The organism is Pseudomonas sp. NFACC45 (assembly GCF_900113505.1).
GTDB lineage: Bacteria > Pseudomonadota > Gammaproteobacteria > Pseudomonadales > Pseudomonadaceae > Aquipseudomonas > Aquipseudomonas tehranensis.
This window is the reverse complement of record NZ_FOPO01000019.1, coordinates 24,130-47,151: the sequence shown is the minus strand read 5'-3', so window position 1 is coordinate 47,151 and position 23,022 is coordinate 24,130. Positions and strand designations below refer to the sequence as shown.

Sequence of the window (23,022 nt, the reverse complement as noted above, 5' to 3'; positions counted from 1 at the left end):
TCCCGCAGCCGAAATCACCTTGAATCGACGCCACCAGCGGATAGGCACACAACACATCCACCGATTTGCCCTGGCTGATGGCCGTGAACGGATCGCTGAACACCATGCCGCTGCTCTGCGTCAGGTTGCGGATGCCTTGGTCGCGGCGCAGATAGGAGAAACTGCGGGCACCCAGGGCGATGGCACTGTCGGTGTGCTCCCAGAACTTTGTCGACAATCCGCTCTCCAGACCGCTGACCAACACACCGCTGCAAAAATACGCCGCATGGTTGCCGGGACATTCCTGCGGGGTAGCTCGGTAGCGGCTGTTGAGCAGTTGAGCGATTTCCGGCCCAGTGGCGGCCTGAACCGGTAAGACCAGCAAGAGCAATAACAGCAGCAAAGGCTTGACCCGTGGGAGAACCGTTTTAAACGAGACACAGAGGCTCATGATCGCTCCCCTGTCACACGGACGCCGACGTGGATCGATAGTAAGAAACCTGGCCGTTGAGCAAAGACTGCACCGCAGCGCTGTCGCCGCCTCCTGTGGCGTATCCCCAGGTCACAGTCCGCCCATCAGCGGTCAAGGCAGTAAACCCATGAGAGTTGCCATAGATGGCTCGAACGTCGGTCAGCACCCCGGCAACCGGTTCCGTGTCCCCACCGACCGTCACATCCCCCCAAGCCACCACGCTGCCATCCTTGCGCAAGGCGGCGAAGGCCTTGGAAGACGCTGTCACCTGGACGATGTCATTCATCCGGGCGATTTCATCACTGACCTCTCCTCCCGTTTCCACAGAGCCCCAAGCCACCACATGACCATTTTCCCGACGCGCGACAAAGGACTGCCAGTTGGAGGTCACTTCGACGATATCGTCCAGATCCTCGATCAGTTGCGGTAGTACGCCGCCGTGTGTCGCCGCGCCCCAGGCGACGACATGCCCGCTGGCACAGCGGGCGACGAAGGCTTGCGCGGTGGCGCAACTGAGCTCAATAACGTCATCCCGATAGGCGATCTCTTGTGGTAGCGTCCCGCCTTGCTCCGCGCCGCCCCAGGCAACCAGTCGACGATTACCGCGCAAGGCAGCGAACGCGGCAAAATTGCCGATCACCTCCTCGATATCGTTCAACTGCGCAATATCTTCATCCAGTTCACCGCCATTGGTCGCCGCTCCCCAGGCCACCACCTCCCCCGTACTGCGGATGGCCGCAAAGGCCAATGAACCGCCGCACACCTTGACGATATCGCTGTATCCATCGATGGGTTCGGGCAGCAGGCCGCCACTGGCCGCGTCGCCCCAGGCCACCACATGACCGCTGTTTTTTATGCCGGCGAAGGCCGCGCCGTTACCCACCACTTGCGTGAAACCGGTCCTTGACACACCGCTCATGGTCGCACCATGGGTGGCCATCCCCCAGGTCACCACATTGCCATTGGCGCGGCGCGCGGCATACGCAGCCGTCGTGGCGCTGACTTCGGCGATATCGTCCATGCTGATAATGGTCGCGGGAATCTTCGCGCCCTCGACACTATTGCCCCAACCGACCAGATCGCCGATGTCTCGACGGGCGATAAAGGCCGCATCACCGGTGAGCACGCCATCGACACCATTACCGAAGACATTCGCCGGGTTCAGGGTGACCTGATAATCGGTGGAACGCACATGCAGGGGCCGGGAGGCATCGCTGTCGCGAAAAGTCGTGCCGGCCACCCAGCCATCGTCGCCATCGTACTGCCACTGCACCAGCAGCGGCCGCCCGCTAACGGCCTGGAACGCGCTCAAACGCCGCGAACAACCCGAACAGCGATACAGGCCACGGTTGTAACGCGCGCCCATGACCCGAACCTCTCCGGAAGCGATGTCACGCTTGACCTCGTACACGGACTCGGGGCTCGGCTCGCCTGCGTTGACGGTATAGGACAACGCGATGGAGCGGCCTTCATTGGCGTTGACCACGCTGTAGGGGATGGCGATGTCCAGGGTCCGCCCCACATCACTCGCCAGCACCGAGTGCGTGATCACCGTACTGCCGGCGCCCGGTACGCCCGTAAGGGTTACGCGGATCACATCGGCGGCTTTCAACCAGGCTTCGGGGGCAATCTGCAGCGTTGCGCTATCCGCCAGGTCGTCCGGGTTCAACCGATCGTCCCTGGCCTGCAAAAGGGTCGGCATCGGCAGGGGCAACTTACCCACTCGCAGGTTGAAGACTTCGGAGGGCTCGTTATCCCCCCCTGTCAGACGCTCTACCTCGTAAGTCAGCGCGACAGCCTGGTCAAGGAAGCGTCGGACCTGCGCCTGGGGCACCGTGAAGGACAAGGGTTTGCCCACATCGTTACGGGTATAGGGTTTTTCGTCGGTATAGGCCACCAGGGCGCCCGCCGCATCCACCCAGCGGAGCAACACAGTGTCTCCTTCGACCAGGCGGTCCTTGGGCACTGTCACCTTGAGCCCTTGGGGTATCGACTCGGGATCGAGCACAGTGTTCTGGGCTACGCCCTCCACGATGGGCGCTGGCAGCAAGTCGCCCTGCCCTGAATCTGCATGGGTATCGTTCATGTCAAAACCTCTTCAGAGCAAAGCCGTCAAGGCGTATCACGCGAAGCCCCCAGTACGGGCAGGTAGGTATCGGTACTCAATGAGGTGGCATTTTCATTGACCTGCTCGCCGTTCAGGTCATAGGCCCAGGCGGTTCCGGCCCCCAACGTGTCACCGGTCCAGAATGGATAATTCAGCCAGCCCAGGTAATTGGCCACGCCTCCACTACCGGGGGAATACAGGGTCCACAGGCGCTTGATATCCAGCAGCGTGACCGGATCCAGGCTGGCGGCATCGCAGACGCGGATCATCCCCTGCCAGTCGGCACTGGAACTCAGGTAATACAATTGCCGGATGCCGCTGACGGTCAGCGGATAGGCGCGCGGTTGATTCAGGCTGTCGGTGGCTGTGATCGTGCATTGGCCGTTACCCCTGGCGGTCACTTCACCGGTCAGGGCATTGACGCTGGCGACGTTCTCATCGCTGCTGGCATAGCCGTAAGGTGGGCTACCCCAAGTGGCGACGCGGGTCATCCGGGCGTAGCCCGGGACAACCAGTGGGGCCTTGTCGGCCACGGCGACATAGTGGTTCTGACGAAGGTCGAGCGCGGCGGGCCCTGCAAAGCCGGCGGATATTTCCAGCGGCAGTTCATCCGAGGGCAGCGTCTCATCATCCAGCGTCAGCACTTTGTAGCGGATGAGCACGATACCGTCGGAATCGGGGGTAAAATGTTCGGCCGCTACATAGAACACCACATCCCTGATATTCGCTCCGACCGGCAGTTGGTTTTCATAGTCGCTGCCGACAAACACAAACACCTTCTGCCAGTGGGTATCGGCGGTATAGCGTTTGATCCGAACACGGGCGCCATCAGGCGGGATATCGGCAAGTTCCAGAACGCCATCTGGCGCTTCATCCACGGAGGGAGGCGGCAGGTTTGGAGTATTGGACATGGTGAGACCTCGCAAACAGTTGGAGAACTGGCGCCCCTTGCGATGCGCCAATACTTGTCGGGAACGGAACAACCGATTTACGAACTGGAAGACGCATGCCCGGCCTGCGCGGCCAATGCCCTCGGCATCGGTGGCGAGCGATAGTAGGAAACGTTGTTGCGTAGCTGGCCAAACACCGCGTCATTGTTACCGCCACCGCTGTAATGACCCCAGACCACCACATCGCCGTTGGCTGTCAACGCGGTAAAACTATGGGAGTTGGCGTACAGGGCCAGGACGTCAACCAGGCGCTGGGCCGTGGCACCGGGAATTAAGCCGCCAACCGCTTGATTGCCCCAGGCAACGACAGAGCCATCGCTGCGCAACGCAGCAAAAGCCTCGGAACTGCCAGCGATCTGCACAACACCCGTCAGCCCCACCGGTGCGATACCACCTTCGTTAGGTCGCCCCCATGCGTCCACGCTGCCATCGCTGCGGCGCGCGGCAAACGCCCGCCAGGTACTGACAACTTCGACAACATTGATATTGGGGACCGGCGCGCCGGCTCCGCCGTACTCCGGCGTACCCCAGGCCACCACCTGTTGATTGTTGTTCAGCACACAGAAGGCCTGGGCATTGGCACAACCAAGTTGGGCGATGCCGGACAGACCGCCAGGCAAATTGCCGCCGTAGGCAGGATTGCCCCAGGCCTCCACCCTGCCGCCGGTGCGCAGGGCCGCAAAGGCGGCGAAACTGCCGATAATCTCCAGCACATCATTGAGCCCCCCGGGGACCGAATCACCGTACCCTGGAATGCCCCAGGCCGCGACCGGGTTGTTCAGACGACGGACCGCGAATGCCTGTGAGGAGCCAGAGACGGCGGAAATATCGCGATAAAGACCAATCTCCGCCGGCACCAGATCGTTGTCCCGATTCGCTCCCCAGGCCACCACGCCACCGTAGTTCTTGCGACCGGCAAAGGCGTTGCCATTCCCGACCAGATCGACGAAACCATCAGCTGATACGACGCCCATCCGCCCGCCTTCGGCCGGATTCCCCCAAACCCGCACCGTGCCCACACGGTCAAGAGCCGCATAGGCGCTCTGAGTGCAACTCACCTCGACGATATTACTCAGGGGTGGATTCACCCCTCCGAAGTCTGGATTACCCCAGCAGACCACATCCCCCTGATCAAGCAGGGCAGCAAAAGCCGCACCGCCGGCAGTCAGAGTATCGACCCCATTGCCGAAGATATTCGCCGGGTTCACAGTCGCCTCCTGGCTGCTCGACCGCACCTGCAATGCCTTGGACGGTTGGCTGTCGCGCCAGGTAGTGGAAGGCGTGCTCCAAGTGGCCTCACCCTCGTACTTCCACTGCACCGCCAGCGGCTGGAGGGTGGTGGCGTGCAAGGCACTCAATAACCGTGAGCTGCCCGAGGCCCGATAGGTCGTACGGTTGAAACGGGCGCCCATGACCTTGAAGGGCTCCAGCGCCACAGGTACGCCAACGCTCATGTTGAACGGCAAGGACGGCCCGGTGATCACCCCATCGCGGTCACGCGTATAGGTCACACTGACGTCCGTACCGAGAAATCGTTGAACGATGGCCGAAGGGATCAAGAAGCGCAGGTAGCTATCAATAGCCGTGTAAGGTTTTTCCTGGGAATCATACTTGGCAACAACCCCCTTTTTATCCGTCCATGTGACAAAGACATAGTCGCCACTGACCAGAGCATCCCCCGGGACCCGGGTCCAGACCTCCGTTACCTGGGAAGGATCGAGCGTACCACCCTCGGGCACACCTTCCACATGGGGCGCGGGCAGATCCAGATCCACCTGACCAAGATGGATATCCAGGAGCTTGGTCGCCGACTGGCTGAAATTGCCCAACTGATCGACCACCACAAAGTCGATCAGGGTCTTGGGGTTGTCACCTGCTTGTTGAAAGGTGCTGGTGAAATAGGTTTTCACTTCGGGTATCGAAGCGTCGGTGATATCCCATTCATCGGTGACATCACCGAGCGAAAAGCGAATGTGATCGAAGGGTCGCCGGTTGCTGTAGTTGAAACCGAACGCCACCCCTTGCGCTGCACGCTCGGCGCTGATCCCTGCGATGACGACATCGGGAGGGATCACCAGGTCCAGCCCCTCCGGCGCGGGTTCGCCTGGAGCGCGCCGGTGATACAGAACATTCAAATCATCCGAGGTCCCGCCGCCTCCACTGGGACGAGTGACTTTGTAGTGCAGTCGGTTGACGCCATGTACCAACCGTCCATGGGGCAGGTACAAGCGCATGCGCTTGTTTTCGTCCCTGATGATATCGCCAGCCACGGGCGTGGCGTCGTCATTGACGTACAGGTCAACCTGATCATCAATTTGCAGTGTCCCGCCACGACGCGGAATCTCGAACCATGGATCAATCAGACACTCAAGGCCCTGAGTCTGGTCGTCGTAGAGCCGTTTTGGAATACCTCCATCGGCGATATTGGCCGGTTTCACCGGGGTCACCCACCCTGGAATGATCACGGGCCATAGCTCGAACAACTCGTTTAACGCAGAGGATTGGATGTCCATTATTGTTCTCCTGGCGGGTGACGAACCGTGGGGCTCGGGACGCAACTATCACACTCCAGGCGGGGGGAACTGGCTACTGTCAGAATTAACAGGTGGGAAGGGATTTAAGACCAATGGTAGGTTGAGATGGCGGGCTTGCATTTTGTGCCCGGTTCTCCAGCAAGACAGTGCATGGTGTCTGGACCTGCTTTACCGAATACGAGGAAGATGTCAGAAACGAAAAAGCCCCTGAAATGTTCAACCATTTCAGGGGCTTAGTCGTACTCAATTATGGCGGAGAGATAGGGATTTGAACCCTAGGTACTGTCGCCAGTACAACGGATTTCGAATCCGTCCCGTTCGGCCACTCCGGCATCTCTCCAGTGGCGCGCATCATACCAGCACATTCGCCGGAAGCGAACCCCCGGGCGAAATTTTTTCCGTGCTATCAGATGCTTGCGTCGATTACAGCGGTACGCCCAGACGCTGGGCAACTTCTTCGTAGGCTTCGATGACGTCACCGAGGCCCTGGCGGAAGCGGTCTTTGTCCATCTTCTTCTTGGTGTCCTTGTCCCAGAGGCGGCAGCCGTCCGGGCTGAATTCGTCACCCAGGACGATGGAGCCGTCGCTGAACACACCGAACTCAAGCTTGAAGTCCACCAGCAGAAGGCCGGCGTCGTCGAACAGCTTGGTCAGCACTTCGTTGACCTTGAGGGACAATTCTTTCATGCGCGCCAGTTGCTCGGCGGTGCCCCAACCGAACGCCACGACGTGGGATTCGTTGATGAACGGGTCGCCCTTGGCGTCGTCCTTCAGGAACAGCTCGAAGGTGTAGGGATTGAGCTTCATGCCCTCTTCCACACCCAGGCGCTTGACCAGGCTGCCGGCAGCGTAGTTACGCACGACGCATTCGACCGGGATCATGTCCAGCTTCTTGACCAGGCATTCGTTGTCGCCCAGCAGCTTGTCGAACTGGGTCGGCACGCCGGCGGCTTCGAGTTTCTGCATGATGAAGGCGTTGAACTTGTTGTTCACCATGCCCTTGCGGTCCAGTTGTTCGATGCGCTTGCCGTCGAACGCCGAGGTGTCGTTGCGAAACAGCAGGATCAAGCGGTCTGCGTCGTCGGTCTTGTAAACCGATTTGGCTTTGCCGCGGTAGAGTTCTTCACGTTTTTCCATGATGGGCTCCGCTTGCTAAGTAGATGGGCTAGGCGATATGTCGCCAGTCGAGCCCTGAATCTTGATCGGCCAGTTGCAGCCAGTCCGGGTCGCACCCAAGGGTGTCGACGAAACATTGCCGGGCCAGCTGCGGCAGGTTGTTCTTGCTGCTCAGATGGGCCAGGACCAGGTGTTGCAGGCCTTGCCAGCCCAACTCGGCCACCAGGAACGCCGCCTGGTGGTTGTTCAAATGTCCGCGCTCCCCGCCTACCCGCTGCTTGAGAAAGTACGGGTAGTACCCACGCGCCAGCATGTCACGACAGTGGTTGGACTCGATCATCAAGGCATCGAGATCGCGGTAGCTGTCCATCACCCTGTCGCAATACGAACCCAGGTCGGTCAGCAACCCAAAGCGCCGCTCACCGTCGCTGAATACATACTGCGTGGGCTCCCGGGCGTCGTGCGCCACGCTGACCACGCTGACCTCCAGGGCACCAATGCGCAGTTGCTCGCCTCCGGCCACCAAGCCTGCAGGTTCGAGGGGCTTACGCAGGCCCTCCAGTGTGCCGCGGCTCAGGTATACCGGCAGATTGTAGCGCCGAGACAGCAAACCCACGCCATGCACGTGGTCGGCATGTTCGTGGGTCACGAGTATCGCGCTCAATTGCGCCGGGTGCACACCCAGGCGCAACAGGCGCTTCTCGGTTTCCCGCAAGGAGAAACCACAATCGACCAGCACATACGTGCCGGCGCTGGCTATCAGCGTGCCGTTCCCTTGGCTACCGCTGCCGAGAACGGCAAAACGCATCGGATCAGCCCAGGTTGTCCTGAATCACGCTCAATACCTGGCGGGCCACATCGGCCGGTGCCACGGTGTTGATGTTTTTCTCGACAGTCACCTGAACGTTGTCACCCACCTTGCTCAGGCGAACCTGATAACGCTCGGCGCGGGCTTCAATTTCTTCCTTGTCCGGCTTACTGCCGAACAGACCACTGAAGAAGCCAGGCTTCTCATCTTTCTTCTCGGCCTTTTCGGCGAGGTTGATGTAGTACAGGCCCAGGCTGCGGTTGATGTCTTCCACCCGCCATTCACCCTGCTCCAGCGCACGGCCCACGCTCGACCAGGCGCGATCCAGATCGGAACCGACGTTGAGCACCGGGTTGCCGCTGCCGTCTTCGCTCAGGCTGACGCGGCTCGGAACGTCGAAATCCCGCGATGCAAGCATCGAAACCGAACCACCCTGTTCTGCATTACGGCTCATGCTGGCGAGCATGTCATCCACCAGCGCGGCATCCAGGCCGGTGTTGACCGAGCGGTTGGTGAAGGCCACATCGGCAGTGCTGCCGGCGGGACGCTCGGCGCTGACCACGTAGATTTCACTGGTGTTGCGCTGCACGCCCGGCTCGATGCGAACCCGCACGCGGCTTTCGCTATCGGCACCGACACCGGCGGCGCTCAAGCGCTTGGCCATGGCGGCGGACAGCTCATCGGCACGTTGCCAGGTGGTGGTGAACTCGCCCGTTTGCGGGCGCTGTTCATCCAGGCGGAAACCGTTGTCCTGGAAGAACTGGATCGCCACGGGCCAGACTTCGGCCGGCGGATGCTGGGCCATGACCCAGCTTGAATCGCCGCTCTTCTGCAGGGTGTAGTCGCTGGCATCGGCCAAGGCCGAGAGCGGCTGTGGGCGGGGAACGACGTATTCGCCCTTGACGCTGTCATCCGCCACGTTACGCGGGATCGGCAACAGCGGATCCAGGCGTTTGGCGACGCTGACATCGGGCGGTATTTGCATCGGTGCAGTCTGTTGCGCTTCCAGGTAATCGCTACCACGGTCGCGGAAGTAACCTTCCGGGCCCCAGACCCATCCGCAGCCACTGGTGCTGGAGATAATCAAGGCAAGTGCGGAAAGTCCGGCCATTCGCTTCATGCGTTGTACTTCCTCAATTAAACCAGGACGCCCGACTGGCGCATGGCCTGCCGAAGCGGTTCGTGACAGGCTTCGCTCAACCAGGTGAGCGGCAGGCGGATGCCTTGGTGCATCAGGCCCATTTCAACCAAAGCCCACTTCACCGGAATCGGGTTGGCTTCGATGAACAGGTCCCTGTGCAGCGGCATCAGTTTTTCGTTGATTGCCCGCGCGGTCTCGGCGTCGCCCTTGAGCGCCGCCTCGCACAGGTCGGCCATTTCGCGCGGAGCGACGTTGGCGGTGACGGAGATATTGCCCTTGCCACCCAGCAGGATCAGCTCGACCGCGGTCGGATCGTCGCCGGACAGCACGAGGAAGTCATCGCTCACGCCAGCGAGGATGGCTTTGGCGCGGTCCAGGTCGCCGGTGGCTTCCTTGATACCGATGATTCTCGGCACGGTGGACAGGCGAATCACGGTCTCGGCCTGCATGTCGCAAGAGGTGCGGCCGGGAACGTTGTAGAGAATCTGTGGGATGTCGACCGCTTCGGCAATGTGCTTGAAGTGCTGGTACAAGCCTTCCTGGGTTGGCTTGTTGTAGTACGGAACGACCAGCAGGCAAGCGTCGGCACCGGCTTCCTTGGCGTTGCGGGTCAACTCGACGGCTTCGCGGGTCGAGTTGGCGCCGGTACCGGCGATCACCGGAATCTTTCCGGCTACCTGTTTGACCACGGCGCGGATGACTTCGATATGTTCGTTGACATCAAGGGTTGCCGACTCGCCAGTGGTACCGACGGCGACAATGGCATGGGTGCCGTTTTCAAGGTGGAAGTCCACGAGTTTGCTGAGGCTGACCCAGTCAAGACGCCCTTGTGCATCCATGGGTGTGACCAGTGCCACCATACTGCCCGCAATCATGAAACCGCTCCTGCCGGAAAAAGAGAGCGGTAATGGTACTGGCGCCAAGATGCTTGTACAAGCGAACTACCATTCCCCTTGGCGATGGTTTTCGCTACCCTTCAGGCTTTGATCGGTACCGATAAGCTCATACGCCGGTTCCCAGCCTCCGTTATTCGTCGCCACAAGCCCCATTCCTGCGTTTGTCCTGCCGCATTTCCGCCACCCCGGAATGCAGCGCAACCCAGGCAAAGGGCTTGAGTCGTTCGTTTCTCCAGGTTTGTCGCCGTGCCGAGCTGCAAAAGTACCGACCGCTCATCGCTTTAGGAATGCTGCATGTCCACCCCCACAGTCCGCGAACAATTCCTTGTTATCAGTGCCCTTGGCGCCAACCCCATGGAGCTGACTAACGTCCTGTGCCGCGCCAGCCATGAAAATCGCTGCGCCGTCGTAACCTCACGCCTGACCCGTCACGGCGAATGCAGTGCACTCGTGCTTGAGATCTCCGGCAGCTGGGACGCCCTGGCCCGCCTGGAAGCCAGCCTGCCGGTGCTGGCCAAGAAACACGCCTTCACCGTCAACGTGGTGCGCAGCGCCGCCCTGGAGAACCGTCCCCAGGCCCTGCCCTACGTGGCCTATGTGAGTTCGGCCTATCGCCCGGACATCATCAATGAGCTGTGCCAGTTCTTCATGGACCACCATGTCGAGCTGGAGAACCTGACCTGCGACACCTACCAGGCCCCGCAGACAGGCGGCACCATGCTCAATGCCACGTTCACCGTGACACTGCCGGCCGGCACCCAGATCAGTTGGCTGCGCGATCAGTTCCTGGATTTCGCCGACGCGATGAACCTTGATGCCCTGATCGAACCGTGGCGCCCCCAAAACCCAATGTAAGGAAGCGTTCATGGCCGTTGCCATTGACCAACCGGTTACCGATTTCCAGGCGCCCGCTACCAGCGGGCACACCGTCAGCCTCGCGGCCCTTAAAGGCAAGCAGGTGGTGATTTACTTCTACCCCAAGGACAGCACCCCGGGGTGTACCACCGAAGGCCAGGGTTTTCGTGACCAGTACGCCCAGTTCCAGGCCGCCAACACCGAAGTGTTCGGCGTATCACGCGATAGCCTCAAGTCCCACGAGAACTTCAAGTGCAAGCAGGAGTTCCCGTTCGAGCTGATCAGCGACAAGGACGAGGCCGTTTGCCAGCTGTTCGACGTGATCAAGCTGAAAAAGCTCTATGGCAAGGAATACCTGGGCGTTGATCGCAGCACGTTCCTGATCGACAAGGACGGTGTGCTACGCCAGGAATGGCGCGGTGTGAAGGTGCCGGGGCATGTGGATGCGGTGTTGTCGGCGGCGCAGGCGCTGAACAAGGCCTGAAGTTTTTTCGTTGCCTGTCCTGGCGCTATCGCGAGCAGGCTCGCTCCCACAGGGGATTTATTAACGGCACAAATCCAGTGTGGGAGCGAGCCTGCTCGCGATGAGGCCACCCGTTTCCTCACCGGATAAATAGCGCCTACTACAACAACGGCGCCACCACCGGCTCCCGGCTCGGCCACGCATCCAGCACAGCCTTGAACAGTGTTGCCAGGGGAATGGCAAAGAACACACCCCAAAACCCCCACAGCCCGCCAAACAGCAACACCGCGCAGATGATCACCACCGGATGCAGGTTCACTGCTTCGGAGAACAGCAGCGGCACCAGCACGTTGCCATCGAGCACCTGAATGATCCCATAGACGGCCATCAGATAAATGAACTGATCGCTCCATCCCCACTGGAACAGCGCAATCAACGCCACGGGCACGGTCACCACCACGGTCCCGACATACGGCACCACCACCGAAATGCCCACCAGCAGCGCCAGCAATGCCGCGTAATTGAGCCCAAGGGCCACGAAGCCGATGTAGGTCACGCCGCCGCAGATGAAAATCTCGATGACTTTTCCGCGAATGTAGTTGGCGATCTGGCGATTCATTTCCTGGGCCACCCGGGTGATCAGCGCCCGCTCGCGGGGCAGATAGCCACGGACCCAGCGCCCGATCATTTCCCGATCCTTGAGAAAGAAAAACACCAGGATCGGCACCAGCACCAGGTAGATCATGATGTTCACCAGCAGCGGCAGGCTGGACAAAGAAAACGTCAGCGCCCACTGGCCGAACTTGCCGATCTGGCCGCGCACCACCTCGATGGCCTGCAGTACCTGTTCATCGGACACCAGATGCGGATAGCGCTCAGGCAACAGCAACAACAACGACTGCCATTTGGCGAGCATCCCGGGCAATTCGTTGAACAAGGTCACCAACTGATGCCAGAGCAGCGGCATGATCACGACGACGAACACCACCAACAACCCCATGAACAGGGCGAACACCAGCCCTACCGCCATGGCTCCAGGCAGCCGCATCCGTTCCAGTGTCGTGACCAGCCCCTGCATCAGGTACGCCAGCACCATCCCTGCCAGCACCGGCGCGAGCATGCCGCCCAGCGTGAGGACTGCCGTGAAGGCCAGGAACAGCAACACTGCCAGCACCACCGCCTCTTCGTCGGAGAAGTAGCGCTGGATCCAGTCGCGTAACACTTTGAACATTAAAAATCCTTAAGGGCCGCTGTGGTTTTTCAGGCTTTCTTCAGCCAGTAACGGTAGACGCCGTTGTCGTCTTCTTCACGCAGCAGCGTATGACCGGCCAGCCGGGCAAAGGTGCGGAAATCACGCTGGGAGCCCGCGTCCGTTGCGGTCACCTTGAGCACGGCGCCGCTGGCCAGGCGATTGAGCTCCAGCTTGGCCTTGAGCAGGGGCAACGGACAATTCAGGCCGCTGGCGTCCAGTTCGGCATCGGGGGCTACAGCATCGGTCATCGGTTCACTCCGCAGCAGGTCGTTGAGCGACTTAGAATATCTGGTCCCGGGCCTGGTGTCCGGCTACAGTAGGGTCTTTGTCGACTAAGGCTTCGTGCATGACATTTCTGCGCCCCACCCTGCTGACGCTCGCTTGCCTGCTTGCCTCACCGGGCTTCGCCGACGACCTGCCGTCACTTGGCGACGCCAGTTCTGCCATCGTCTCGCCGCAACAGGAGCACCAGTTGGGTCGCGCCTGGCTGGCCTTGCTGCGCAGTCAGGTCTCACAGCTCAACGATCCACAACTCAAGGACTACGTCGAGTCCAGCGTTTACAAACTGGTGGAGACCAGCCAGGTCAACGACCGACGCCTGGAATTCATCCTGATCAACAGCCCGCAACTCAACGCTTTCGCCGCACCCGGCGGAATCGTCGGAGTAAACGGTGGACTGTTCCTCAATGCGCAGACCGAAGGTGAATACGCCTCGGTCATGGCCCACGAACTGGCGCACTTGTCACAACGCCACTTTGCCCGGGGCGTCGAAGCTCAACAACGCATGCAGGTGCCGATGATGGCAGCGCTGCTGGCTGGCATTGTGATCGCCGCCGCCGGTGGTGGTGACGCCGGGATTGCGGCCATTGCTGGCACCCAGGCGGCCGCCATTCAGGAACAACGGCGTTTCTCGCGTCAGAACGAGCAGGAGGCCGACCGCATCGGCATCCAGAACCTGGAAAAGGCCGGCTATGATCCGCGGTCCATGCCGACCATGTTCGAACGGCTGATGCGCCAGTACCGTTTCGACGCCAGGCCCCCTGAATTCCTGCTGACTCACCCGGTGACCGAATCCCGAATCGCTGACACCCGCAACCGTGCCGAACAGGCAAGGCCAGGTGGCATCGAGGACAGCATGCGCTATCAATTGATTCGCGCACGGGTCAAGTTGATCTACGAAGAAACGCCAGGGCTGGGCGCCAAGCGCTTCCGGGCGCAGTTGGATGAAAATCCAAAGAACGACGTGGCCCGCTATGGCTTGGCGATCGCGCAGATCAAGGGTGGCCAGTTGAATGAGGCCCGGGAAAACCTCAAGCAGTTACTGGCCAAATCGCCCAACGAGATCATCTATAACCTGGCCCAGGTTGATCTGGATATCACCAGCAACAAACTGCCAGACGCTCAGGCTCGCGTCGACCGGATGCTAGCCCAGTACCCGGGCAACTATCCGCTGAATCAGGTGCGTGTCGACCTGCTGCTCAAGCAGAACCGCCCCGCCGACGCCGAGAAGGCTCTTGAGAACCTGCTCAAGACTCGTCCGGACGATCCGGATGTCTGGTACATGGTGGCAGAGACCCGCGGACTGTCGGGCAACATCATCGGCCTGCACCAGGCCCGCGCCGAATACTTCGCCCTGGTGGGCGACTACCGTCAGGCCATCCAGCAACTGGACTTCGCCAAACGGCGCGCCGGCAGCAATTTCCCGCTGTCGTCACGCATCGACGCCAGGCAGCGCGAGCTCATGGAGCAGGAGCGCATGGTCAAGGACATGATGGGCTGAGTCTTTTCGGACACAAAAAAACCGCCTCTTTCGAGGCGGTTTTTTTTGGGGACAGCTAAGCGATCACTCGGCCAGCTTGAAGGTAATGAAACTCGCACGGCCCTGACGCAGCACCCGCATCGAGACTGAACGATTCTTCGGCAAGGCCTTGGCGATGTCGGTGAACTCCTTGGCCGAACCGATTGCCTGGTTATTCAGGTGAGTGATGATGTCGCCTGGTTGCAGGCCGATCAAGGCCGCAGGCCCCTCCTGCACCTCCTTGATCACGACACCACCTTGCAGCTCCAGGGTCCGCTTTTGCTCTGGCGTAAGCTCCGCCACAGCCACGCCCAGACGATTGCTGCTACGTTCCACGCCTGACTTGGCCAGTGAATCGAGCTCCTTGCCTTCCTCTGGAATGGCGCCGACGGTCAATTCGACGTTTGTGCGCTTGCCTTCGCGGATCACTTCCAGATTCGCCTTGGAACCGGCCTTGAGGGCACCCACCAGATGTGGCAGGTCGGCGGACATGACGATCGGCTGGCCATTCATGCTGAGGATCACGTCGCCCACTTGCAGGCCACCCTTGGCAGCCGGACCACCCTCCTGAATCTGCGCCACCAGCGCACCGGCAGGTTTCTCCAGCCCGAACGACTCGGCCAGGTCCTTGTTCACTTCCTGAATGACCACGCCCAACCAGCCGCGGCTGACCTTGCCTTCGGTTTTCAGCTGATTGGACACGTCCATGGCAACGTCGATCGGGATCGCGAAGGACACGCCCATGAAGCCGCCCGAACGGGTATATATCTGGGAGTTGATCCCGACGACTTCACCGTCGAGGTTGAACAGCGGCCCACCGGAGTTGCCTGGGTTGATCGGCACGTCGGTCTGGATGAACGGTACGTAGTTTTCGTTTGGCAGGCTGCGACCGATGGCGCTGACGATGCCCTGGGTTACGGTGTGGTCGAAGCCAAACGGCGAACCGATGGCCACGACCCACTGACCGGCTTTCAGGTTCTGGGATTTGCCCAGTTTGAGTACGGGCAGATCTTTACCTTCGATCTTCAGCAACGCCACGTCAGAACGCGGGTCAGTACCGATCAGCTTGGCCTTGAGCTCACTGCGGTCTGCCAGGCGCACGAGGATCTCGTCGGCATCGGCAATCACGTGATTATTGGTCAGGATGTAACCGTCGGGCGAAATAATGAAACCCGAGCCCAGGGACTGCGCTTCACGCTGACGACCACCGCCGGGAGAACGCGGTTGCGGCATCCCGCGTTCGAAGAACTCGCGCAGCATCGGCGGCAAACCTTCCAGGTCCGGCATCTGCTGATCCATCACTCTGCGTTCCGGCAGTTTCTGGGTGGTACTGATGTTCACCACCGCCGGCGAGGCTTGCTCGACCAGCTCAGTGAAGTCAGGCAATTCGACCGCCATAGCGGGAACGGCCTGACCGAGCACAAGCACAGTGGCAAAGATGGAAAGATAGGTTTTCAAGCGTGGTATCGACATACGGCTCCCGTTACGACGAGCGTGGTTAAGCGATATGGAGCAAGAAATACCAGGGGAAGATACGCCGGTATTTTTGTTCCGCAAACAGGCAAGGCCAGAGCCGAGCGGCTCTGACCTATAGAAAAAAAATTGAAGTTTTGCAAATGAAAATGCTGACAGAAAGTTTCGGCATTTCGATCGAGTCCCGGCGCTGTAAGCCTCTTGCCCAATCGAACCACCCTGGCAGCTATTGAGTTGCCGTGACATCGGAACGCATGGAGAGCGCGATCCGTTCCGCTGTACCGATGGGAATTTCACCGACCACCGTGACCATCATTTCGCCCTGGGGCGTCGTGAGTCGACGCGAAACAGCGGCTGTCGGGCCGAGCTGCGTACGCGTGTCCGTGACGGTCCCGCCGTTCAATGGTTCCAGAAACACCGAAAAACGAGCCAGGCCATCTTCATACATCAAGCTATTGACCTGAACGTTGGTTTCCGGGTCCTTTCTCATTCCACTGCTGGTCAATTCGAAACCCGGCGGAAGCCAGTCCGAACGCCATGCAGTTTTGGCCTTGGCGCTTTGAGCCGGGTTTTGCGCTACAACCTTGCATTCGGCAGTGGCTTGCAGATCACCGTCGGACGGCGCCGTGATATTCAAACGTGTGAACTGAAAACGCTCGAGCAACTGGCCCTTGTCATTGAGCAAAAGAGACTTGAGCGGCAGGCCGGTCTCTCGGTCCAGATGCAGTTCGAAACCATAACGATGCTGGTCCTTGGGCGTCAGCGCCACAATCACCGCCGGGCGCCCGGCCACGCGCGACTTGCCAATGACGGCAAGATCATACCAATTCTTGAGTTTTTGCGGATCGAGCGCACGTGCCGCGCCTTCAGGCGTATTCCCCACCCCGGCAATCAAGGAGCCACTTACGCATTGAGTACGTCCATCAATGCGCAGAACTTCCTGTGCCGAACCGTCGAGCTGGAGTAACCGCTCACGGACTTTGCCATCCTGGACACGATGCCAGATGTTATGGGTAGAAAAACTACCGTTGCGCTCGTAAACGAAAGTGCCCTGGAAGCTTTGCTGTTGCTCGGCTTGACTCAGACGATTAAGCCAGTCCTGAGCCTCACCGGCATAGGCTGGGATAACGCACCAGCCACCTAGCAAAAGCGAAAATAGAGGTATGGCGCGCAATCGTCCTCCTTAGCGGTTTTCCAGACTGGCTGCACGAGCGTAAGGCAACGCGCTTTCAGTACCTTTCAAGGCAGCTTCCTGGGCATGTTGACGCAGGTAGTTGGGCAGACGCTGATCATGCCAGCCTGGCTGGCCTTGCAGCACACCGTTGGCCATGGGACCTGCGACTTCCGAGCTTTCGCTATAGCCGGCCAACACTGCCGGGCCCTTGACCTGTGGAGCGGCCAAGCCAGGCTGGTTGGACTGCTGGGCCATCTGCACGCCGGCAATCTCATCCTGGTTGTAGAGGCGAACCCCTGCCAGAACAGCTACCGTCACCGAAGCGGCAACCGCCAGACGACCCAGGTTGCGCCAAGGGCTGCGGGAGGCTTTGACCGGAACCGCTTCATCAGCCAGTGCAGCAGATACAGCCGCAGCGATGTCAAGACGCGGAAGTAGCAGGTCCTTGTGCATGACAGCCCGAGCGATCTGGTAACGAGCCCAGGTCTCACGGGTTTCAACATCGTCGAAGGCATTTAATACCCGACGCAATTCCAATTCGTCCGCTTCGTTATCCATCACTGCGGACAGCGATTCCTGCAGGGCTTCACGACTCATGGCGTTCCTCTCTTGGCTGTCGCCGCTGTCTCAGTTTTCCTGCAACAAAGGTTGCAGGGCTTTATCGATGGCCTCCCGAGCGCGGAAAATCCGGGAGCGCACGGTACCCACCGGACACTGCATGACGCTGGCAATGTCCTCGTAACTCAGACCGTCGAATTCACGTAAAGTTAGAGCCGTACGCAAATCTTCGGGCAGTTGCTGGATGGTCCGATGGACAGTGCCTTCGATCTCATCCCGCAGCAACGCTCGTTCCGGTGATTCAAGATCCTTGAGACCGTGATCGCCATCATAGAACTCTGCATCTTCAGAACTTACATCGCTATCCGGCGGCCGGCGGCCGCGTGAAACCAGATAGTTTTTCGCCGTGTTAATGGCGATGCGGTAAAGCCACGTGTAAAACGCGCTGTCTCCGCGAAAATTACCAAGCGCACGGTAAGCCTTGATGAAGGCTTCCTGAGCAACATCCTGGGCTTCATGGGTGTCGTGCACAAAACGCACGATCAACCCGAGAATTTTGTGCTGGTATTTCAGCACTAGCAGATCGAAAGCTCGCTTGTCGCCGCGTTGAACGCGCTCGACCAGTTGCTGATCCTCTTCCTGGGTTAGCATGAACACTCCTCGATAAGCTCGAAGGAGGCTTGCATTACTAATCGACCGGGCTTGCAACCATAGACTCGGGCTTTTCGCAAAAGTTCTCCCCTCCAAGCAAGTTTCCGGCGCGCTCTGATCCGGCACGCACGAAAAGCGCAGCGCGAGATTCCCCGGCTGCGCGAATAATCTGTCGCCGGGCCTGTCGGCAAAGATTCAAATCCTAATCTTGCACCAACCCGACGTTGTTCCCTTTTGCAGACAACCGTCTATTGAACCCAGTCGCTCGGCAAAAGTTCCAACTATTTATAGCCTTGCGTATGGAACATCGGGCAACCCTGACGAGATAAACAGTGTTTCATCCTCGAAACGGTCGCCTTGTCGCCCATCCACCAAAATCGTGATCCGACGAAGCGCGTCATCTTTGTGTCATTCTGGTTTCACATTGCCATGAATACGCCGCTATTGTGCCGATCCCCCTCTCTATATACTAGTGGGCTGCATGGCTGCCTGACCCATTGAAACGGATGTCTTGCGCCAACCCCGACCCGGGTCGTTTTGAGCGGAAACCTTTCAAATGAGCCAACAGTTCCAACACGATGTTCTGGTAATCGGCAGCGGCGCCGCCGGTTTGAGCCTGGCACTGACGTTGCCGGAGCATCTGCGCATCGCAGTCCTGAGCAAAGGCGACCTGGCCAACGGTTCGACATTCTGGGCCCAGGGCGGCGTCGCGGCCGTGCTGGATGACACCGACACTATTGAATCGCATGTCGATGACACCCTCAATGCCGGAGGAGGCCTGTGCAATCCCGAAGCCGTGCGTTTCACCGTCGAGCACAGCAGGGAAGCCATACAATGGCTGATCGACCAGGGCGTCCCGTTCACGCGTGACGAACAATCCGGGACCGAAGACGGTGGTTTCGAGTTTCACCTGACCCGCGAAGGCGGTCACAGCCATCGACGCATCATTCACGCCGCTGATGCTACCGGCGCGGCGATTTTCAAGACCCTGCTGGCCCAAGCCCGCCAGCGGCCCAATATCGAGCTTCTGGAACAACGCGTCGCGGTCGATCTGATTACCGAAAAACGCCTGGGCCTGGACGGCGACCGCTGCCTGGGCGCCTACGTGCTCAACCGTGGCACCGGCGAAGTCGACACCTACGGCGCCCGCTTCGTGATCCTGGCCTCCGGTGGCGCCGCGAAAGTCTACCTATACACCAGCAACCCCGACGGCGCCTGCGGGGACGGCATTGCCATGGCCTGGCGTTCGGGCTGCCGGGTGGCGAACCTGGAGTTCAATCAGTTCCACCCCACATGCCTCTACCATCCGCTGGCCAAGAGTTTTCTGATCACCGAGGCCCTGCGCGGCGAAGGTGCTCACCTGAAACTTCCCAACGGCGAGCGCTTCATGCAGCGCTTCGATTCCCGCGCCGAACTGGCGCCCCGGGATATCGTCGCCCGGGCCATCGACCATGAAATGAAGCGCCTGGGCATCGACTGCGTCTACCTGGACATCAGCCACAAACCCGAAGCATTCATCAAGAGCCATTTCCCGACGGTGTACGAGCGCTGCCTGGAATTTTCCATCGACATCACCCAGCAACCGATTCCGGTGGTGCCAGCGGCGCATTACACCTGCGGTGGCGTGATGGTCGACCAACAGGGTCGCACCGACGTACCGGGCCTGTATGCCATTGGCGAAACCAGCTTCACCGGCCTGCACGGCGCCAACCGCATGGCCAGCAACTCGTTGCTGGAATGTTTCGTCTACGCCCGCTCGGCGGCGGCGGACATTCTTGAGCAATTGCCGCAGATCGGCGCTCCGTCCGCCCTGCCCTCGTGGGACGCCAGCCAGGTCACCGACTCGGACGAAGATGTGATCATCGCTCACAACTGGGACGAACTGCGGCGCTTCATGTGGGACTACGTCGGCATCGTGCGCACCAACAAACGCCTGCAGAGGGCGCAGCATCGGGTGCGGCTGTTGCTGGATGAAATCGATGAGTTCTACAGCAACTACAAGGTCAGCCGCGACCTGATCGAGTTGCGCAACCTGGCCCAGGTCGCTGAACTGATGATTCGCTCAGCCATGGAACGCAAGGAGAGCCGCGGGCTGCACTACACCCTCGACTACCCGGGCCTACTACCCGAAGCGCTGGACACTATCCTGGTGCCGCCCACCTACGCCGGCTGAACTTGAGCCGAACCCGCAGGCGTCGGTGCAGATCCGGCGCCAGCGCATCGCGAGGCACGCACAGCGAACGGACCCGCCATTCACCCCGCAGGCGAAAACGCAGCACGATAATCATCGGCAACGCCAGGCTGTCCGGGCGCAATTGCACCGCCTGCCAGCCACCGGCCCTGTTCCACAGCTGCCAGCCATCGGCATCACGACGCAACCGGCAAAAGGCCTGACGGTGGGTCAACAATAGATGCCGCGGTAGCGTCCAGGCACCATGGGCCAGGCACAGCAGCACGCCGAGGCTGATTAACCAGAACGGGACGGACAACAGCAACAACGAACCCAAGGCAAAGGCCTGGGCCAGGAGATAGGCCGCCAGCAGTTGCCCGGAAGCCCGCCAGCGGCATTCAAAGCGATTACTTGGGCTGGACACGGTCCAGGATCATCCGAACCATGCGCTGCAGCTCCGGGTCTTCGGATTCGCTGCGTTCCATGAACCAGCCGAACATGTCCTGATCCTCACACTCGAGCAGACGCACGTAGCACGCACGGTCCACGTCGTTAAGGTGGGGATAAACTTCTTTCACGAACGGCACCAGCAACACGTCAAGCTCAAGCATGCCGCGGCGGCTGTGCCAGTAAAGGCGATTCAGTTCAACATCTTCGACCATGGAGCGCTCCTCAAATAGAGCGCAAGTATACAGGCCCCGCTGCGATGGAACAGACGGCTCGGGTCAGGCACCACCGATCCTTTGTGAACTACCCATTTCAAGGGCGCCCCCTTATGATGTCCACCAGACTTTTTACCCTGCGATGACCCATGGCTGATTCCGCTTTTTTCTGCACCCTGTCCCACGAAGGCGTTCTCGCGGTCCGCGGCGTGGACGCCGGCAAATTCCTGCAAGGCCAATTGACCTGCAACCTCAACTACCTGAGCGACAGCCGGGCCAGCCTCGGCGCCCGCTGCACCCAGAAAGGCCGGATGCAATCGAGTTTCCGCATCCTGCTCGAAGGCGATGGTGTACTGATGGCAATGGCCACCGAATTGCTCGAACCGCAACTGGCGGACCTGAAAAAGTATGCCGTGTTCTCCAAATCCAGACTGACCGATGAAAGCACCGCCTGGGCTCGCTTCGGCCTGGAGAACGCCGACACGGCGCTCGCAGCCCTGGGCCTCGAGCTGCCGGCCGACACCGACAGCGTCGTTCGTCATGATCGCCTGATCGCCATTCGCGTCTCTCCTAACCGCGCCGAACTTTGGGCGCCCGCCGAACAGGCCGACCCGCTGTCAGCCCGGCTGCGCGAACAGTTGACCGAGGGCGAGCTGAACCAGTGGCTGCTGGGTCAGATCCGCGCCGGGATCGGCCAGGTCATGCCGGCTACCCGCGAACTGTTCATTCCGCAGATGCTCAATCTGCAAGCCGTCGGCGGCGTGAGCTTCAAGAAAGGTTGCTACACCGGCCAGGAAATCGTCGCCCGCATGCAGTACCTGGGCAAGCTCAAGCGGCGCCTGTATCGGCTGCAAATGGATGCCAGTGAACTGCCCGAGCCTGGCGCCCCTTTGTTTTCACCCACGCACGGCAGCTCCATCGGTGAAGTGGTGATGGCCGCTCACGCCGAACGAAACATTGAACTGCTGGCCGTGGTACAGGCCGAAGCTGCAGAAGATGACAATTTGCACCTCGGCGCGCTGGAAGGCCCGGGCCTGCAATTGCTCGACCTGCCTTACGAACTGGACCGCGACCGCGAAATCCAGCGCTGATCGCAGCATTTTGTCGTAACACCCTAGAGAAACGAAATGAGCGATTTGGCGGATAAGGTCCAACGGGATTTGGTGGAGGCCATCGATAACGATGACCTGGTTCTGCCAACATTACCGGAAGTGGCCCTGCAGATTCGCCGGGCCGCCGAAGACCCGGAAATCAGCGTCAGCAACCTGAGCAAAGTGATCGGTCGTGACACGGCGCTTTCTGCGCGCCTGATAAAAGTGGTCAACAGCCCACTGCTGCGGGCGACCCAGGAAGTCACTGACCTGCACACAGCCATCACCCGGCTGGGGGTCAACTACAGCAGCAACCTGGCCATCGGCCTGGTCATGGAGCAGATTTTCCATGCCCGTTCCGAAGTGGTGGAACAGAAGATGCGCGAAGTCTGGCGTAAAAGCCTGGAAATCGCCGGTGTCTGCTATGCGTTGTGCCGGGTTTATACGCAACTCAAGCCCGATCAGGCCGCGCTGGGTGGGCTGGTACATCAGATCGGCGTACTGCCGATTCTCACCTACGCCGAAGACAACAATGAATTGCTGTCTGACCCGGTCAGTCTCAATCACGTCATCGAAACGATTCACCCGGTGCTGGGAGACAAGTTGCTCAGCGTCTGGGAATTTCCAGAAAGACTGGTGAAGCTGCCGGGGCTGTATCTGGACTTCACCCGAGACTCGAAGCAACTCGATTACGTCGACCTGGTGCAGGTGGCCGCCTTGTATTGCTACAAGGACTGCGACCACCCTCTGGGCAGGATCGATGCCTTCGGTGTACCGGCCTTCAAGAAGCTGGGCATCGACCCGGAAAACAAAGCCCGGTGCGCGGAGATCGAAGAAGCGCGGTCGATGTTTTACTAGATCGTCCGAGGGAA

At 60.0% G+C, this 23,022-nt stretch carries 21 protein-coding genes, 1 tRNA gene and 1 pseudogene; 6 read left to right on the top strand and 17 right to left on the bottom strand.

The features are described from left to right. The 9 genes and pseudogenes from BM132_RS27050 to dapA all read right to left on the bottom strand — a co-directional run. Positions 1 to 430, bottom strand: a pseudogene (locus tag BM132_RS27050) (hypothetical protein); the annotation flags it as partial. Positions 431 to 443: 13 nt separating this feature from the next. Further along, positions 444 to 2,537 (bottom strand): RCC1 domain-containing protein, encoded by a 2,094-nt coding sequence (locus BM132_RS27045; RefSeq protein WP_092459928.1) that lies wholly within the window; start codon positions 2,535 to 2,537, stop codon positions 444 to 446. A 26-nt stretch (positions 2,538 to 2,563) separates the two neighbouring features. Then, complete coding sequence (locus tag BM132_RS27040; protein ID WP_092459923.1) at positions 2,564 to 3,469, bottom strand: Ig-like domain-containing protein; 906 nt, start codon at positions 3,467 to 3,469, stop codon at positions 2,564 to 2,566. A gap of 77 nt (positions 3,470 to 3,546) precedes the next feature. Next, positions 3,547 to 6,021, bottom strand: a complete 2,475-nt coding sequence (locus BM132_RS27035) for an RCC1 domain-containing protein (protein ID WP_092459922.1) — start codon at positions 6,019 to 6,021, stop codon at positions 3,547 to 3,549. A gap of 271 nt (positions 6,022 to 6,292) precedes the next feature. Further along, positions 6,293 to 6,382: transfer RNA gene (locus BM132_RS27030), tRNA-Ser, on the bottom strand. Positions 6,383 to 6,465: 83 nt separating this feature from the next. Continuing rightward, a complete protein-coding gene (gene purC, locus BM132_RS27025; RefSeq protein ID WP_025212375.1) occupies positions 6,466 to 7,179 on the bottom strand; it encodes a phosphoribosylaminoimidazolesuccinocarboxamide synthase in 714 nt (237 codons plus the stop codon). A 28-nt stretch (positions 7,180 to 7,207) separates the two neighbouring features. Next, entirely contained in the window at positions 7,208 to 7,966 is a 759-nt protein-coding gene (locus tag BM132_RS27020; protein ID WP_092397343.1) for an MBL fold metallo-hydrolase, read from the bottom strand. A gap of 4 nt (positions 7,967 to 7,970) precedes the next feature. Beyond that, the gene (gene bamC / locus BM132_RS27015) at positions 7,971 to 9,086 is read right to left on the bottom strand and encodes an outer membrane protein assembly factor BamC (protein ID WP_092459921.1); all 1,116 of its coding nucleotides are present in this window, start codon (positions 9,084 to 9,086) and stop codon (positions 7,971 to 7,973) included. A gap of 17 nt (positions 9,087 to 9,103) precedes the next feature. Then, positions 9,104 to 9,982 (bottom strand): 4-hydroxy-tetrahydrodipicolinate synthase, encoded by an 879-nt coding sequence (gene dapA, locus BM132_RS27010; RefSeq protein WP_092397339.1) that lies wholly within the window; start codon positions 9,980 to 9,982, stop codon positions 9,104 to 9,106. A 315-nt stretch (positions 9,983 to 10,297) separates the two neighbouring features. On the opposite strand from dapA, the gene BM132_RS27005 reads away from it, so the two are divergent. Then, on the top strand, positions 10,298 to 10,858 hold the full coding sequence (locus BM132_RS27005; RefSeq protein WP_047227965.1) for a glycine cleavage system transcriptional repressor: 561 nt from the start codon (positions 10,298 to 10,300) through the stop codon (positions 10,856 to 10,858). A gap of 10 nt (positions 10,859 to 10,868) precedes the next feature. Beyond that, positions 10,869 to 11,342: a peroxiredoxin gene (locus BM132_RS27000; RefSeq protein ID WP_092397337.1), complete on the top strand. Its 474-nt coding sequence runs from the start codon at positions 10,869 to 10,871 to the stop codon at positions 11,340 to 11,342. Positions 11,343 to 11,481: 139 nt separating this feature from the next. Here BM132_RS27000 and BM132_RS26995 read toward each other — a convergent pair whose 3' ends face one another. After that, positions 11,482 to 12,552, bottom strand: coding sequence for an AI-2E family transporter (locus BM132_RS26995; RefSeq protein WP_092459920.1), 1,071 nt, complete (start codon positions 12,550 to 12,552; stop codon positions 11,482 to 11,484). A 29-nt stretch (positions 12,553 to 12,581) separates the two neighbouring features. Next, the gene (locus tag BM132_RS26990) at positions 12,582 to 12,821 is read right to left on the bottom strand and encodes a sulfurtransferase TusA family protein (RefSeq protein ID WP_047227968.1); all 240 of its coding nucleotides are present in this window, start codon (positions 12,819 to 12,821) and stop codon (positions 12,582 to 12,584) included. Between the two features lie 98 nt (positions 12,822 to 12,919). Between BM132_RS26990 and BM132_RS26985 the strand changes: the two genes are divergently transcribed. Then, positions 12,920 to 14,353, top strand: coding sequence for a M48 family metalloprotease (locus tag BM132_RS26985; RefSeq protein WP_092459918.1), 1,434 nt, complete (start codon positions 12,920 to 12,922; stop codon positions 14,351 to 14,353). A 63-nt stretch (positions 14,354 to 14,416) separates the two neighbouring features. Here the strand turns inward: BM132_RS26985 and BM132_RS26980 are convergent, their stop codons facing one another. From BM132_RS26980 to rpoE, 4 genes are all read right to left on the bottom strand, one after another. Continuing rightward, entirely contained in the window at positions 14,417 to 15,844 is a 1,428-nt protein-coding gene (locus BM132_RS26980) for a DegQ family serine endoprotease (protein ID WP_092459916.1), read from the bottom strand. A 226-nt stretch (positions 15,845 to 16,070) separates the two neighbouring features. Then, complete coding sequence (locus BM132_RS26975) at positions 16,071 to 17,018, bottom strand: MucB/RseB C-terminal domain-containing protein (protein WP_092459914.1); 948 nt, start codon at positions 17,016 to 17,018, stop codon at positions 16,071 to 16,073. Positions 17,019 to 17,027: 9 nt separating this feature from the next. Continuing rightward, entirely contained in the window at positions 17,028 to 17,615 is a 588-nt protein-coding gene (locus BM132_RS26970) for a sigma-E factor negative regulatory protein (RefSeq protein WP_092459912.1), read from the bottom strand. A gap of 30 nt (positions 17,616 to 17,645) precedes the next feature. Beyond that, a complete protein-coding gene (rpoE, locus tag BM132_RS26965) occupies positions 17,646 to 18,227 on the bottom strand; it encodes an RNA polymerase sigma factor RpoE/AlgU (RefSeq protein WP_003172477.1) in 582 nt (193 codons plus the stop codon). 556 nt (positions 18,228 to 18,783) lie between these two features. On the opposite strand from rpoE, the gene nadB reads away from it, so the two are divergent. Beyond that, a complete protein-coding gene (gene nadB, locus BM132_RS26960) occupies positions 18,784 to 20,400 on the top strand; it encodes an L-aspartate oxidase (RefSeq protein WP_092459910.1) in 1,617 nt (538 codons plus the stop codon). On the opposite strand, the gene BM132_RS26955 is transcribed toward nadB, so the two are convergent. Beyond that, entirely contained in the window at positions 20,369 to 20,821 is a 453-nt protein-coding gene (locus tag BM132_RS26955; RefSeq protein WP_092459908.1) for a protein YgfX, read from the bottom strand. The two genes, nadB and BM132_RS26955, sit on opposite strands and share 32 nt — an antisense overlap. Beyond that, positions 20,805 to 21,059, bottom strand: a complete 255-nt coding sequence (locus BM132_RS26950) for an FAD assembly factor SdhE (protein WP_007930227.1) — start codon at positions 21,057 to 21,059, stop codon at positions 20,805 to 20,807. The genes BM132_RS26955 and BM132_RS26950 overlap by 17 nt, the downstream gene beginning before the upstream one ends. 149 nt (positions 21,060 to 21,208) lie before the next feature. Between BM132_RS26950 and BM132_RS26945 the strand changes: the two genes are divergently transcribed. Together BM132_RS26945 and BM132_RS26940 are read left to right on the top strand one after the other, a co-directional pair. Continuing rightward, positions 21,209 to 22,150 (top strand): CAF17-like 4Fe-4S cluster assembly/insertion protein YgfZ, encoded by a 942-nt coding sequence (locus tag BM132_RS26945; RefSeq protein WP_092459906.1) that lies wholly within the window; start codon positions 21,209 to 21,211, stop codon positions 22,148 to 22,150. A 36-nt stretch (positions 22,151 to 22,186) separates the two neighbouring features. Then, on the top strand, positions 22,187 to 23,008 hold the full coding sequence (locus BM132_RS26940; RefSeq protein ID WP_092397321.1) for an HDOD domain-containing protein: 822 nt from the start codon (positions 22,187 to 22,189) through the stop codon (positions 23,006 to 23,008). The last annotated feature ends 14 nt before the right edge of the window (positions 23,009 to 23,022 follow it).

Coding starts and splice junctions, on each gene's coding strand:
- BM132_RS27045 (WP_092459928.1), bottom strand. CDS start 2,537: ATGAACGATACCCATGCAGATTCAGGGCAGGGCGACTTGCTGCCAGCG.
- BM132_RS27040 (WP_092459923.1), bottom strand. CDS start 3,469: ATGTCCAATACTCCAAACCTGCCGCCTCCCTCCGTGGATGAAGCGCCA.
- BM132_RS27035 (WP_092459922.1), bottom strand. CDS start 6,021: ATGGACATCCAATCCTCTGCGTTAAACGAGTTGTTCGAGCTATGGCCC.
- purC (WP_025212375.1), bottom strand. CDS start 7,179: ATGGAAAAACGTGAAGAACTCTACCGCGGCAAAGCCAAATCGGTTTAC.
- BM132_RS27020 (WP_092397343.1), bottom strand. CDS start 7,966: ATGCGTTTTGCCGTTCTCGGCAGCGGTAGCCAAGGGAACGGCACGCTG.
- bamC (WP_092459921.1), bottom strand. CDS start 9,086: ATGAAGCGAATGGCCGGACTTTCCGCACTTGCCTTGATTATCTCCAGC.
- dapA (WP_092397339.1), bottom strand. CDS start 9,982: ATGATTGCGGGCAGTATGGTGGCACTGGTCACACCCATGGATGCACAA.
- BM132_RS27005 (WP_047227965.1), top strand. CDS start 10,298: ATGTCCACCCCCACAGTCCGCGAACAATTCCTTGTTATCAGTGCCCTT.
- BM132_RS27000 (WP_092397337.1), top strand. CDS start 10,869: ATGGCCGTTGCCATTGACCAACCGGTTACCGATTTCCAGGCGCCCGCT.
- BM132_RS26995 (WP_092459920.1), bottom strand. CDS start 12,552: ATGTTCAAAGTGTTACGCGACTGGATCCAGCGCTACTTCTCCGACGAA.
- BM132_RS26990 (WP_047227968.1), bottom strand. CDS start 12,821: ATGACCGATGCTGTAGCCCCCGATGCCGAACTGGACGCCAGCGGCCTG.
- BM132_RS26985 (WP_092459918.1), top strand. CDS start 12,920: ATGACATTTCTGCGCCCCACCCTGCTGACGCTCGCTTGCCTGCTTGCC.
- BM132_RS26980 (WP_092459916.1), bottom strand. CDS start 15,844: ATGTCGATACCACGCTTGAAAACCTATCTTTCCATCTTTGCCACTGTG.
- BM132_RS26970 (WP_092459912.1), bottom strand. CDS start 17,615: ATGAGTCGTGAAGCCCTGCAGGAATCGCTGTCCGCAGTGATGGATAAC.
- rpoE (WP_003172477.1), bottom strand. CDS start 18,227: ATGCTAACCCAGGAAGAGGATCAGCAACTGGTCGAGCGCGTTCAACGC.
- nadB (WP_092459910.1), top strand. CDS start 18,784: ATGAGCCAACAGTTCCAACACGATGTTCTGGTAATCGGCAGCGGCGCC.
- BM132_RS26950 (WP_007930227.1), bottom strand. CDS start 21,059: ATGGTCGAAGATGTTGAACTGAATCGCCTTTACTGGCACAGCCGCCGC.
- BM132_RS26945 (WP_092459906.1), top strand. CDS start 21,209: ATGGCTGATTCCGCTTTTTTCTGCACCCTGTCCCACGAAGGCGTTCTC.
- BM132_RS26940 (WP_092397321.1), top strand. CDS start 22,187: ATGAGCGATTTGGCGGATAAGGTCCAACGGGATTTGGTGGAGGCCATC.